The 12,629-nt window shown below is 45.1% G+C and carries 13 protein-coding genes and 1 other annotated feature; of the genes, 1 reads left to right on the forward strand and 12 read right to left on the reverse strand.

Annotated elements, in window-relative coordinates; translation table 11 throughout:
• The 5 genes from TCA2_RS00690 to TCA2_RS00710 form a co-directional block, all read right to left on the reverse strand.
• A complete protein-coding gene (locus TCA2_RS00690; protein ID WP_370510309.1) occupies nucleotides 1-864 on the reverse strand; it encodes an ABC transporter permease in 864 nt (287 codons plus the stop codon).
• 443 nt (nucleotides 865-1,307) lie between these two features.
• A complete protein-coding gene (locus TCA2_RS26850; protein ID WP_152557578.1) occupies nucleotides 1,308-1,517 on the reverse strand; it encodes a hypothetical protein in 210 nt (69 codons plus the stop codon).
• A gap of 14 nt (nucleotides 1,518-1,531) precedes the next feature.
• Nucleotides 1,532-3,232, reverse strand: coding sequence for an arginine--tRNA ligase (argS, locus tag TCA2_RS00695; RefSeq protein WP_047909636.1), 1,701 nt, complete (start codon nucleotides 3,230-3,232; stop codon nucleotides 1,532-1,534).
• 52 nt (nucleotides 3,233-3,284) lie between these two features.
• Nucleotides 3,285-3,554: a binding site (T-box leader), on the reverse strand.
• Nucleotides 3,555-3,629: 75 nt separating this feature from the next.
• Complete coding sequence (locus tag TCA2_RS00705; protein WP_370510303.1) at nucleotides 3,630-3,977, reverse strand: four-helix bundle copper-binding protein; 348 nt, start codon at nucleotides 3,975-3,977, stop codon at nucleotides 3,630-3,632.
• A 95-nt stretch (nucleotides 3,978-4,072) separates the two neighbouring features.
• On the reverse strand, nucleotides 4,073-5,071 hold the full coding sequence (locus TCA2_RS00710; protein ID WP_047909638.1) for a GTP-binding protein: 999 nt from the start codon (nucleotides 5,069-5,071) through the stop codon (nucleotides 4,073-4,075).
• Between the two features lie 107 nt (nucleotides 5,072-5,178).
• On the opposite strand from TCA2_RS00710, the gene TCA2_RS00715 reads away from it, so the two are divergent.
• A complete protein-coding gene (locus tag TCA2_RS00715; RefSeq protein ID WP_047909639.1) occupies nucleotides 5,179-5,694 on the forward strand; it encodes a molybdenum cofactor biosynthesis protein B in 516 nt (171 codons plus the stop codon).
• A gap of 102 nt (nucleotides 5,695-5,796) precedes the next feature.
• On the opposite strand, the gene TCA2_RS00720 is transcribed toward TCA2_RS00715, so the two are convergent.
• The 7 genes from TCA2_RS00720 to miaB all read right to left on the reverse strand — a co-directional run bounded on the left by TCA2_RS00720 (nucleotide 5,797) and on the right by miaB (nucleotide 12,572).
• The gene (locus tag TCA2_RS00720) at nucleotides 5,797-6,819 is read right to left on the reverse strand and encodes an acryloyl-CoA reductase (RefSeq protein ID WP_338000049.1); all 1,023 of its coding nucleotides are present in this window, start codon (nucleotides 6,817-6,819) and stop codon (nucleotides 5,797-5,799) included.
• Nucleotides 6,820-6,964: 145 nt separating this feature from the next.
• Nucleotides 6,965-8,410: a nicotinate phosphoribosyltransferase gene (locus TCA2_RS00725; protein ID WP_047909640.1), complete on the reverse strand. Its 1,446-nt coding sequence runs from the start codon at nucleotides 8,408-8,410 to the stop codon at nucleotides 6,965-6,967.
• 52 nt (nucleotides 8,411-8,462) lie between these two features.
• The gene (locus tag TCA2_RS00730) at nucleotides 8,463-9,026 is read right to left on the reverse strand and encodes a cysteine hydrolase family protein (RefSeq protein WP_047909641.1); all 564 of its coding nucleotides are present in this window, start codon (nucleotides 9,024-9,026) and stop codon (nucleotides 8,463-8,465) included.
• Nucleotides 9,027-9,046: 20 nt separating this feature from the next.
• Entirely contained in the window at nucleotides 9,047-9,847 is an 801-nt protein-coding gene (locus TCA2_RS00735) for an NUDIX domain-containing protein (RefSeq protein ID WP_047909642.1), read from the reverse strand.
• A gap of 109 nt (nucleotides 9,848-9,956) precedes the next feature.
• Nucleotides 9,957-10,361 (reverse strand): PaaI family thioesterase, encoded by a 405-nt coding sequence (locus TCA2_RS00740; RefSeq protein WP_047909643.1) that lies wholly within the window; start codon nucleotides 10,359-10,361, stop codon nucleotides 9,957-9,959.
• 140 nt (nucleotides 10,362-10,501) lie between these two features.
• Complete coding sequence (locus TCA2_RS00745) at nucleotides 10,502-10,951, reverse strand: RicAFT regulatory complex protein RicA family protein (protein ID WP_047909644.1); 450 nt, start codon at nucleotides 10,949-10,951, stop codon at nucleotides 10,502-10,504.
• Between the two features lie 67 nt (nucleotides 10,952-11,018).
• Nucleotides 11,019-12,572, reverse strand: coding sequence for a tRNA (N6-isopentenyl adenosine(37)-C2)-methylthiotransferase MiaB (gene miaB / locus TCA2_RS00750; RefSeq protein ID WP_047909645.1), 1,554 nt, complete (start codon nucleotides 12,570-12,572; stop codon nucleotides 11,019-11,021).
• Nucleotides 12,573-12,629: the final 57 nt, after the last annotated feature.

A 12,629-nucleotide genomic window follows, 5' to 3' on the forward strand; every position in this document is an offset into this window, starting at 1 on the left:
CTACCATAGACTATTCCCCGACTTTCTAGCTGCATAGTTAGCAAGTGTTAATAGCAAGACGCTGACAACTGCTTTGAACATACCTGCTGCTGTAGCGTAGGAGAACCGCTGATTCTCAATCCCTGTCCTGTATACATAGGTATCCAGCACATCGGATACATCACGCAGCACCGGATTACCACCGAGCAGTAATATGTCTTCGAATCCTGCATTCAGCAAATTGCCGATTGCTAGAATGAAGAAGATGATGACTACAGGCATTATGGATGGAATCGTAATATATCGGATTTGCTTCAATCTGCTTGCTCCGTCCATTTGTGCAGCCTCGTACAGATTGGGATTAATTCCGGCAATCGCTGCCAAATATACGATCGAGTTAAACCCGATCTCCTTCCACACATTGACGCTGACGAGAATTCCCCAGAAATATTCTGCGATTCCCAGGAAGCCAATCGGCTCATCAATCAAGTGAAGCTTCTCAAGCAGAATATTCAAGCTCCCGTTATCTGTGGACAGGATCGACATCGCAAAACCAGCAACGATAACCCAGGACAAGAAATGAGGCAGGTAACTAACCGTTTGGATGACTCGTTTAAAAGCCATCTGCCGCACTTCATTCAGCATCAGAGCTAGAATGATCGGTGCTGGAAAACCGATAAACAGCTTAAGCGCACTAATAATGAGCGTGTTTCTCATAATCGTCCAGAAATCAGGTGAAGAAAAAAACATTTCAAAATGCTTGAAGCCAACCCATGGACTCGCCCAGAACCCGTCAAAAATGCTATAGTCCTGAAAAGCCATTAGTACTCCGTACATCGGAATATAGCTGAATATGAATACGAGAATGAGCGCAGGGATGACCATAATCTGTAACTCCCATTGCTTCTTCAATCGAACAGCAAGACCTCTGGATCTTTTGTGCTGTGCCAGTTTTGTATTCGTAGAGATCTCTGACATTGCTCCCCCTCCTCTTGTACTCCATTGTAAAATCTGAGGGATACAGATTCTATATCTGTAATTAACGAAAAATTATAAAAATCAATGATAGTGTAAGAAATAATAACACATTTCTGTCTTAAAATAATAAAAAAGATCTATACTGCCGATATTCATCGACAAATATAGATCTACGTCATAATGTAAGCGTTACAACATAACATCCTTTCTTTTCACAGAAACATAAACATAACATGATAACAAAATGATAACGTATACAATAACATGTAATGTAGAAGCTGACACGGTAATAGCATCATCTAGCCTTAACATGGCTTTAATAAATGGTAGAGCTAGAGGCAATAAATAGGTTAAAAAGTACAAATAATCGGGGAGCCATCTCTCCAGGCGATTACTTCCCCGATCGATGGAAAAAGAAGCGCTGCTAATATTCTTAGCAGCGTTCTTTTACCCGATCCGTTATGACTTGTGAGGACAACACCTTCACCAGCACCTGATGCAGGCAGATGGTTGGCATAATCTCCTCCATCGAACAATGTAGTAAATACTAGTAAATACATACGAGCAATCTAGTTTACATCCGTTCCGGCGTTTGCACGCCAAGCAGACCAAGTATGCCTTTAATTCGATTAGAAGTGATCTCGGAGAGCTTCAGCTTGTAGGCCCGCTCACGCTCGCTGCTCCCCAGAATTTTTTCTTGGTGATAGAAGCGATTATACAGCTGTGCTAAATCAATGACGTATCTTGCCAGCACAGAAGGCTCCTTTAAACGAACCCCTCTTTCGAGCTGTTCAGGGTAACGGGATAAATGCTTCATGAGTGCCCAGGCCGCATCACTGATCTGTACCCCTTCCAAGTATTCGTCGGCTGCGGATATCGATGTCTCCTCCGTGCTAGCATTTGCTTTGGACAGCAGGCTTTGAATTCTGGCGTGAGTGTACTGAACATAAGGTCCCGTCTCTCCTTCAAAGCTGAGCGCTTCCTCTAGTGAGAAATCGACCTCGTTTAATCGGTGATTCTTCAAATCACCAAAAACGATTGCCCCAAGTCCGACCTGCTCAGCTACCTCAGCAGCGTTCTGGAGATTTGGATTTTTCTCGTTAATAATTTGTGCTGCCCGCTCTACGGCTTCATCCAGCACGTCCTCAAGAAATACAACCTTACCGCGTCTCGTAGACATTTTGCGCCCTTCAAACTTCATTAGACCAAAGGGCACATGGATGAAATGCTCAGACCACTTCTCTCCCATCTTGGCGAGTACAGCAAACACCTGCTGAAAATGTAGCCTTTGCTCGGCACCCACGACATAGAGCACTTCATCTGCCTTCATGACCTCATGACGATAATATGCGGTGGTTAGATCCCGAGTTGGATAGATGGTTGTTCCATCCTTCTTAATAATCAAACAAGGCGGCATCCCTTCCTCATCCAATCTGACGACCATGGCTTCGTCACTTTCCGTAAGCAGACCGGATTGTTTTAGCTTGGTCACTGTATTGTCCGTTTGATCAATATAATAGCTCTCTCCGAGCACATGATCGAATTTAACGCCAAGACGGTCATACATCCGGTTAAATTCCTGCATGCTGATATCGACAAAATACTTCCACAGGGATACAGCTTCCTCATCCCCTTGCTCAAGCTTCTTAAACCATTCTCTAGCTTCCGTTCCCAGGCTTGGGTCGTTCTCTTCTTCATCATGGAATTTTACATACAATCGCAGCGATTCCTTTATGGGCTCTTTCGCAAGTCGTTCATCTTCACCCCATCTTTTGTAAGCCGCGATCTGTTTACCAAACTGAGTCCCCCAGTCACCCAGGTGATTCACGCTTTCTGCTGTGTATCCTGCCTCTTCATACATTCGATACAGCGCTGCCCCGATGACTGTGGAACGCAGATGACCGATACCAAAGGGCTTCGCAATATTAGGAGATGACATATCAATCACCATTTTTTTGCCTGCACCGATCTGTAATTTTCCAAACTGCGGATCAGCAAGCCCTGTAAGCATGGTCGAAGCTATATTGGTGCGTTTAAAATAAAAATTGATATACGGACCTGCAGCCTCAGCCCGAAGTTCGGGACTTGTCAGGCTGGCAGCCAGTTCTGCTGAAATAACAGCCGGGGCCTTTCTCATTGTCTTGGCGAGCGTAAAGCAAGGAAAAGCCAAATCCCCCATCTCTGGACGCGGAGGCACCTCCACCATCGCTTCAATCTCCACTCTCGATAAATCCAACAACGGTTCTAACAAACTGACAACCTTATCCATCAACATATACATACACCCCTATTCCAATATATACAAAAAAGCTCCCGCCTCTGTAAATTACAGAGACGAGAGCTATGGATTAACATATTCCCGCGGTACCACTCTATGTGAATACGAACAACTTACCTGCAATGCTATCTGAAACCGGTAACCTGTTCGATTCCTCTCTAAGCGGATAACGCCCGCTGATGACGAGTACACCTACTGTTGTTTCAATGTACCTTCTCACGGGTGCGCTTCCTGTCAGATCCTTCATACCGGCTTGCACCATCCCGGCTCGCTGAAACATGAGGTGTTCTGTCATTACTCTCCCGATCACTGAATTTATAATTTTGTAACATTATATCTTGATCATCCACTTATTTGCAAGACTAATTCATTCGGGAGTATTGTAATTTTGTGATTATACCGTAAGGCCTGCTGGACTGCATACTTCTGCACATTTGCGACAGCTGTCCACGCAGGCTTTGCAGTGCAGATGCTCATGCTTCTCGCATTCCGCCACACATGCTCTGCAGGCCTTAACGACAAGAGCCAGAATGTCGTCCTTGTAATCTGTACCCCGGCTGAGCGCAGAAGCCGCAAAGCTGCAAATTTCGGCAGCTTCTCTGTTCAGCCTGATACTTTCTCTTAAAATGCCTAGATCATATTCCTTCAAACTTGAGACATAACATTTGTTACATGCATTCATTGCTTCCAAACAAGCTGCAATCTGTGTCTGTGTCTCCATCTCTATGTTTGTCATTGCCATTGTTATATCCCTCCGCGTAATCTCATTTTCATTCTATTACCCGTAAGATCGGTATGATAATCAATATGCAATAACTTTCCTCTGAATTCGACTTTTTATGATTTAATCTTCGAACTTTCTTCCTCAAGCTGCTGCAGCAGCTGGATCAGCTCCGTCTTCGAAAAGTGTTCACCTATAAATACACCTACATCCTTCAGCTCTTCTCCTGGGCCCAGCTTTGTAAAATCCGGCTCACGATAAGCATACTGAAATAAGAAGCGGCTTCCTGTATCAGAAAAATCCACAATCCCTTTGGCTCTGTAAATATCACGCGGCAGCTCCCTCAGCCATTGCTCAAACAATACGCTGTTAATCTGGCTGCTAAAATAATGCGTATACACCATTACATGATTATGGGAGTGATGAAGCTGATGCTTCTCCTGTGCTCGGGAGTCTGAAGCAGTATTATTTTCGGAATTCATCAAATAACTGGCCTCCTCCGTCAAGAGGGCCGGATCGATATTGCAATGCTCTGTAAAATGTATAGCTGCATGCTCATTCCAACCCTGAACCAGGCTGAGTAACTCAGGCCGGTCCTTTTCTTCAATCCGATCTGTTTTATTGAGAAGTAGGATGGAGGCAGCACGGATCTGCTCTTGCATAAGCCGGAATGTTTTGCCTTTCTGCAAGCGGTACGTTTCCAGCAAATGAATGCTGTCAACCACGGAGATGAGGCCTTTCACCTCCAGCGCTATGTAGAGGGAAGTATCAGCAATCCCGTCCAAAATTTCAATAGGATTCGCAGCGCCCGTTGCTTCAATCACAATGACATCAGGTGATGTATTCTGCACCAGCTGGACAAGCTCGATACCGAGATTATCTCGGACAGAGCAGCAGATACAACCGCCGAGCAGCTCAGCCATGGGTACATGTTGATCAATGAGCTTGCCGTCCAGATTGACCTCCCCCAGCTCGTTCATGACAACAGCGGGAGTGAGGTTTTGACTTTTCCAATATTCAAGCAGCTTCACAAGCAGTGTTGTCTTACCGCTTCCTAAAAATCCAGACAGGATATATACGGGAATCGGAGCTGAAGATGTCTGTTTTAGTTTCATAATATCATATCCTTTCTGGATGTATGTTGATCTTGAATCGATGATTGCTTACTTCTCTTATATCGTCTATTGTTATGAATAGAACATTCTGGAGGGCTGATAGAAAAATGAATTCTGTCCAAGAGCACCGCAATGAAGCACCTGAGACAGTCCAGTGCATGGTTATTACGGTATCGGATACCCGCACGAAGGATACGGATAAGGGCGGTCAGCTCATGCAGGAGCTGCTGCGTGATGCCGGCTACACTGTCGTCGATTATATCATTATCCCTGACGATACATCCACTATTCAATCCGTAATTCATCAATCGGTTATTCGAGATGATATCGAAGCCATTCTACTGACTGGGGGCACAGGGATCTCACCTAGAGACAATACATATGAAGCTGTACATTCTTTGCTAGACAAAGAGCTTCCTGGCTTTGGCGAAATCTTCAGATATCTCAGCTTTGCAGAGGATATTGGTACTGCAGCGATACTAAGCCGTGCTGTGGGAGGTGTCATTGGCTCCAAAGCAATATTCTCGATGCCGGGTTCCACTGGAGCCGTCAAGCTGGCCATAACTCGTATTATTGCACCTGAGCTTGGTCACGTCATGCGCGAAATTTACAAGACCAAGTAACAGCAGACAGACTCGTAATCTATGTAGATTCACAGCAAACAGGATCGCTGATCATATACAATGAGCGATCCTGTTTTTTTAACGTTATAGTTTTATTATCAGCTACTTAGCTTCATTCAGTCTCACAACAGATCTGCCTACAGCTCTGCCTTCGAGAATCCGTGACAAAGTTTGTGGCAGCTCTTCAAGGAAAATTTCGTTTACGCCTTGGACAAGTGCAGTCTCCGGCTTCCATTCCTTACCCAGCAGTCTCCACAGCTTCAGTCTTCTATCCCGGAGACAGTATACGGAATCAATTCCAACCAGTGATACACCTCTCAAGATAAACGGAAATACCGTTGATTCAAACGCGTTCCCTCCGGTCATGCCTGATATGGCCACAGCGCCTCCATATTTAACTGATGCGAGTACAGCATTCAGGGCAGATCCCCCAACCGGATCGATGACGCCGGCGAATCGCTCAGGGGACAATGCACCTTTACCTTTTTGATAAGCGTCCTCTCTTGTAATCACTTCCTGTGCACCAAGTTGTTGAAGAAGCTGTTCTTCGGCATCCTTCTTCCCTGTACTTGCAATAACATCAAATCCAAGCTGAGCCAAGATGGAGATTGCCATCGAACCTACACCACCGCTCGCACCCGCAACGAGAATAGGGCCCATTTCTGTTGTAACCCCCGCTTGCAGCAGTGCCTCCACAGACATGGCCGCCGTAAATCCTGCCGTACCTATAGACATGGCTTCCTTCGTTGTCAGTCCATCCGGAAGCGGAATTAACCAGTCTGCCGGCAGCTTCGCATAAGGACTATAACCACCGTCCTGCTGTACACCCAGCCCATATCCGGTCGCTAATACTTTATCTCCCTGCTTGAAGCGATCATCAGCAGATGATATAACAGTACCTGCAAGATCTATCCCAGGAATAATCGGATAAGATCTCACCACTTTTCCATTCTCTGTACTTGCCAAACCATCTTTATAGTTCACACTGGAATACTCCACCTGTATTGTTACTGCTTCATCCGGCAGCTCTGAAAGAGTCAGCTCCTCAATTCCTGCTCTGAAGCCTTTCTCATCATTGCGCACCATGTAAGCTTTAAACGGAGTGTGGTTATCTATATTGTTCATTGCCAGGTCCCCTTCCTAAATTGTCATCCATTAAAAATAGATCAATTTAATCTACTACCCTATATTAGCCGAACGAATCAAAACACCTTCCCATACCCTAATATAATCTAGGCTGAGAAGGCGTTCTATTAAAATAGATATAGCATTACGACTGTATATATTCCGCCAGCATTTTTTGCTTCAAATTCCATGCTGCAGGGCTGATATGAACCCGATAAATTTCTGGATTTAATTTTCTTAAATATTCCGGCCAGAACATTTCCTTCTGCTCCTGATGATAAGCTCTGATCTCCTCCAAGGTTGGGAGCTCGTACACTCGCCGTCCATTTATGAATATAGGTTCAAGCATATTAACCGCATTATACTTTTTCACCTTTTTCTTAATGTACGGGTGAACCGGATTAAACAGCTCCAGCGCTTGCTGGTCTTTCGGCTGATCATCATCAGGATAGGAAATATAATCTGCGATCGCTTTATTCGTCTCCGGATCAATTAAACGGTAAACCTCTTTCTTCCCTGGTGTTGTCACCTTTTCGGGATTGGCCGAGATTTTAATGGTTGGCTCCATCTTTCCGTTCATTTCGCGTTCGACAAGCTTATACACCCCACCTAGGGAAGGCTGATCAGCAGCAGTAATTAATTGAGTCCCCACACCCCACGTATCAATTCTGGCACCCTGTGCCTTCAAATTGAAGATCGTATGCTCATCCAGGTCATTGGAAGCGACGATTCTAACGTATGGCAGACCTGCATCGTCCAGCATCTTGCGTGCCTGAATGGACAGATAAGCCAAATCTCCGCTGTCGAGTCTGATCGCATTCATCTTCTTACCTTGGGCTTCCAGCATTTTGGCCGTAGCGATGGCATGCGGAACACCGCTTCCCAAGGTATCAAATGTATCAACCAGCAGAGTGACCTGATCAGGCATCACTTTGGCATAGGCGTCAAAAGCCTCCTGCTCTGTCTCAAAGCTCTGCACCCAGGAGTGTGCATGTGTGCCTGCCGTCGGAATACCGAACTGTTCCCCTGCCAGCATATTGGAGGTCGCATCAAATCCAGCAACATAAGCCGCACGTGCTCCCCATATCGCTGCGTCGGCCTCCTGAGCACGCCTCGTCCCAAATTCGAGCAGCGCATCATTTCCAGATACTTGCTTGATTCTCGATGCTTTGGTTGCAATCAGAGTCTGATAATTCATAAAATTCAAAATGGCAGTCTCTACCAGCTGTGTTTCCATAATGTTTCCTTCGACGCGAATCAGCGGCTCATCCGGAAATACCATGGCTCCTTCTTTCATGGAATAGATCGTACCCTGGAATGAAAATTGAAGCAGCTCCTCCAAGAAAGCAGGGTCATAATTCTCTTCCTGGCTGGACAAATATTTAATATCCTCCATCGTAAAGCGAAGATTGCTAATATAATGCACTATCCGCTCCAGGCCGGCAAACACGGCATACCCGTTCTTAAACGGAAGCTTGCGAAAATAGGCTTCGAATACCGCTTTGCGCTTGTGTGTCCCATTCACCCAATGAGCGTACATCATATTAATTTGATATTTGTCCGTATGTAAAGCCAGGCTAATCGTTTGCATCTAACTCATCCTCTCAAGGCCGATAAAAAAAAGCCAAAACAAATTCATATGGTTAGAGGTTTGTGTCCTCTTTATTGTTAAATGTGAATACATCAGCCCCGAGGCTGCCTTTGAAATGACCCAGCGCCCAAACATGTCCTGCCTCATTAAAGCTAGCTACTGCATCATCGTATATCGTAATCGAAAAGCCTTTGTTGTAGGCGTCTACTGCTGTATGAAGCACACAAATATCGGTGCACACCCCAATCAAGTGAACCTCTGTAATACCACGCTCGCGCAGCTTCAGTTCAAGATCGGTACCGACAAATGCACTGTATCTTGTCTTGTCCATCCAATAGATCGAGCTCTTGTTCGCTTCATAGACCGCCGCAAGCTCTCCATAGAGTTGTCTTCCTTCTGTATCCCGCAAGTTATGAGGGGGAAACAGCTTCGTCTCCGGATGGTAAGGATCATTCTCTTCATGCAGATCAACAGCCATTACAACCAGGTCTTGATTCTGTATAAATTGTTTCGTTATTTGCACAACAGCTTGTTCAATCGCAATCCCGGGTTCTCCAACAGGAAGCTTCCCATCCACAAAATCCTTCGTATAATCAATAACGATCAGAGCTCTCACATTCTTCACTCCTTAGATAATCAAGTATAAATAGATAATCTCGGCACAAGTTCTGTGAAGCGGTACAGCTGTGCTGGGCGCTGAGAATATTGATTAGAACTGACCGGGTTTCCTTCTTCATCCCTGACATCTTCAATTATCCCCTGACGGCTTCGAGTTGATGTAATTTTACGAATAAAATTAGGCTCTTCAAAATCGGGTACTACGCTTTGGATAACCTGATATAGTTCGCTTAATGTGAAGTGCTGGGGCAGAAACTGTCTGGCGATCGTCGTTTGCAGCATTTGCTGCTGAATTCTTTTGTAGGCATCTTCAATAATCGTTCTATGATCAAATCCGAGCTCCAATTCATTTAACGCTTCCCGAATCGTAAATAAGCCAACATCCTCTGCATCATCTGCCGCTTGTCTATGCTCCAGCATCCATTCCTCAACAAGCGCAAAAAAAGCATGGGAGATGATCCACCCACGCGGATCCCGGCCCGGCTGGCTGTATACACCCAAATACTCGAGGTGACCGCCATCGACCCCGGTTTCTTCCATCAGCTCTCGCTTGGCAGCATCATAAATTGATTCGTTCTCCTGGCAAAAACCACCCGGCAAAGCCCACTTACCTGCGAAAGGCCAAGATTTACGCTTAATCAGCATTACTTTCAATTCACGGATGGGTAATGTCTTGGTTACAGTCTTGCGTTCTCGCTTCGTAAGGGTAAACATCACAATATCTGCTGGTACACCATCCGGTGTGCGATATTTCTTCTTCTGACCAGCGGGTACGGATCGATCTTCGTCATGTTCTATCTGATATCGTTCTTCATTCATGGATTATCACCGCTATGATTTCATTTTGATATTTTCATTATGACATCATGATACTGTTTGTCAACCTTACCCAGAAGCTATTGCGATATAGATTTACATGCTGATCATTCTATTTCTTAGGGATAACTAAACGGAAAGAGGCGGTTGCCATACACCCGATCACTCCATCGGCATTTCTCACTTCTGCAGTAGTGGTCAGACTCCTACCTGCTTCATGAATAACTTTAGCTGTCACGATTAATTCCCCTTCTCGCATTGGAGCAAGATAGTGAACATTTAGGTTGGTTGTGACACAGTGATCCAGCTGCTTGGCATGAACGGCAGCCATTCCCATCGCTTGATCCATTAATGAGGATAATACTCCGCCGTGGATGATTCCCATTGAATTCGTATGCTTCTTTCCTGCCGTTACCGCTATTGTAATTTCATCCTCTGTTACACCGATGAGCCTGCACCCGAGTAGTCCCCAAAAGCGTTCATCAGCATCCTTGATCATTTCTTCTACCATATTCATAGATGTCCCCCCTAGATGTAAAATTATAATTCCCTGAATTCATTTCATAATACTACTATTTAATGATGGATTGGTTCCCTGTGGTACTTGTGATCACACTAAAAAGAGCGCGGAAATGTTTAAATTCCGCACTCTTGTCTTTAGTCACATCTTGACGGAGGAGCCTCCGCACCCGTCTCGACATTTACTTTCTCCGACACGGTATCATGTATTACTGAAATGACAAGCTGCAGCAAATAATTGATATCACTCTGACTTTGCTGAAATTCCGTTACCAGAGGAATATTGTCAATTTGGTCCTGAAGCTCCTCGATTTCTCGTTCAATTTTTTCAACCATTTCTTTATTTTGAAACGATTCGAACGCGACGATTTCCTTTTGCTTTTTCTTCATCTTCTGAATCAGACCTTGAACCCGTTCATGCTCACGAATCTTAAGTTCCGCCTGTTTAAAGTGCTGTACTTCTTCGCTAGTGCCGATCAAATCGGCCAGTTCTTTTGCCTTTACCATAATATCATCGCGTATAATGAGATCTCGCGCATTAAATGAAGGCATACCATATTGATTGACTTTTACACTATCCTCTGCCATGAATGATCGCTCCATTCTTGATTTGAATTTCTCACCCTGCAATGTCATGCTGTCTGTTGGTGTGTGGTTACTGGTTCGCTGCTTGAGGCAGAGACACGAGTTCACCTTTAATATACCATGATTTAGCGTCTGTAATTTCAACCTGTACGAAGGTACCGATCAAATCCTTGGATCCTTCGAAGTGAACCAGCTTGTTGCCTCGTGTACGCCCTGAGAGCACGGCTTCATTGTTCTTACTCTCACCCTCAACCAGAACCTCGACGACTTGTCCCTTCATCCGCTCGTGGGCCTCATAGCTGTACTCCTGAACCGCTTTGTTCAGACGCTGCAGCCGTTCCTTCTTAACCTCCATCGGAACATTGTCTTCCATGACTGCCGCAGGTGTTCCCTCACGTGGAGAATAAATGAAGGTATAGGCAAAATCATATCCAACTTCACGAACGAGTGACAGCGTTTCTTCGAATTGCTCATCCGTCTCGCCCGGGAAGCCCACAATAATATCCGTAGTAAGCACGGCGTTAGGAATCGTTTGTTTAATTTTGCTTGCGAGCTCCAAATAACGCTCTCTTGTATACTTGCGGCTCATTTTCTTCAGAACTGCCGTACTGCCGGACTGAACCGGCAAATGGATATGTTCTACCAAGTTACCGCCCTTAGCCAGTACCTCGATCAGATGATCGTCGAAATCACGTGGATGTGAAGTCGTGAATCTGACCCGTGGAATATCAATCTTGCGAATCTCATCCATGAGATCACCGAAGCCGTACTTGATATCCGTGAAGTCTTTACCGTAAGCGTTCACGTTTTGACCGAGCAGTGTTATCTCCTTGAAGCCTTGACGAGCAAGATCCCGAACTTCAGCTATAACATCCTCCGGACGGCGGCTCCGCTCCTTACCACGCGTAAATGGTACGATACAGTATGTACAGAATTTGTCACAGCCGTACATAATGTTGACCCATGCCCGCATCCCTTGACGTTTCTTCGGCATGTTCTCAATAATATCGCCTTCTTTGGACCAGACTTCTACCACCATCTCTTTACTGAAGAAGGCTTCATTAATAAGGTGAGGCAGTCTGTGAATATTATGAGTACCAAAGATCATGTCTACGAAACCATGCTTTTGGAGAATTCGATTGACTACAGTTTCCTCCTGAGACATACAGCCGCAAACGCCGAGCAGAAGGTCCGGTTTCTCCGTCTTCAAATGCTTCAAATGACCAAGCTCTCCGAACACTTTATCTTCTGCATTCTCACGAATGGCACAGGTATTGAGCAGAATAATATCCGCCTCTTTGCGATCCTCTGTTGGCTGGTAGCCCATTTCCTCCAGAATACCCTTGATCGTTTCTGAGTCGTGCTCATTCATTTGACAGCCATAGGTATATACAAGATAATGCTTCCCTTTGCCGATCGTTCTCATCTCTTCGGGAACTGCGCTCTCATAAATGACCTGAATGTCTTCCTTACCCCGTTGCTTCTCACGTCTATGGTCAGGCTCCGAAATGATATTGATCTCCCGTCCACGAATCCGGATTTTCTTGCCAAACTCATCTTCCGAAATGACTTTCGCATCCGAAAAATCAAAATATTTGGAGTAATCTTTCTTCTCTTTCGCCATGGTCACACGGTCACTCCTTACGCTGAATCTATTCACAATGATAAGCATCAATGATTG

The sequence above is a fragment of the Paenibacillus sp. TCA20 genome, assembly GCF_000732325.1.
GTDB lineage: Bacteria > Bacillota > Bacilli > Paenibacillales > Paenibacillaceae > Paenibacillus > Paenibacillus urinalis.

Coding starts and splice junctions, on each gene's coding strand:
- TCA2_RS00705 (WP_370510303.1), bottom strand. CDS start 3,977: ATGGCAATGACAAACATAGAGATGGAGACACAGACACAGATTGCAGCT.
- miaB (WP_047909645.1), bottom strand. CDS start 12,572: ATGGCGAAAGAGAAGAAAGATTACTCCAAATATTTTGATTTTTCGGAT.
- TCA2_RS00745 (WP_047909644.1), bottom strand. CDS start 10,951: ATGGCAGAGGATAGTGTAAAAGTCAATCAATATGGTATGCCTTCATTT.
- TCA2_RS26850 (WP_152557578.1), bottom strand. CDS start 1,517: ATGTATTTACTAGTATTTACTACATTGTTCGATGGAGGAGATTATGCC.
- TCA2_RS00690 (WP_370510309.1), bottom strand. CDS start 864: ATGGTCATCCCTGCGCTCATTCTCGTATTCATATTCAGCTATATTCCG.
- TCA2_RS00720 (WP_338000049.1), bottom strand. CDS start 6,819: ATGAACAATATAGATAACCACACTCCGTTTAAAGCTTACATGGTGCGC.
- TCA2_RS00715 (WP_047909639.1), top strand. CDS start 5,179: ATGAATTCTGTCCAAGAGCACCGCAATGAAGCACCTGAGACAGTCCAG.
- TCA2_RS00735 (WP_047909642.1), bottom strand. CDS start 9,847: ATGAATGAAGAACGATATCAGATAGAACATGACGAAGATCGATCCGTA.
- TCA2_RS00740 (WP_047909643.1), bottom strand. CDS start 10,361: ATGAATATGGTAGAAGAAATGATCAAGGATGCTGATGAACGCTTTTGG.
- TCA2_RS00710 (WP_047909638.1), bottom strand. CDS start 5,071: ATGAAACTAAAACAGACATCTTCAGCTCCGATTCCCGTATATATCCTG.
- argS (WP_047909636.1), bottom strand. CDS start 3,232: ATGTTGATGGATAAGGTTGTCAGTTTGTTAGAACCGTTGTTGGATTTA.
- TCA2_RS00725 (WP_047909640.1), bottom strand. CDS start 8,410: ATGCAAACGATTAGCCTGGCTTTACATACGGACAAATATCAAATTAAT.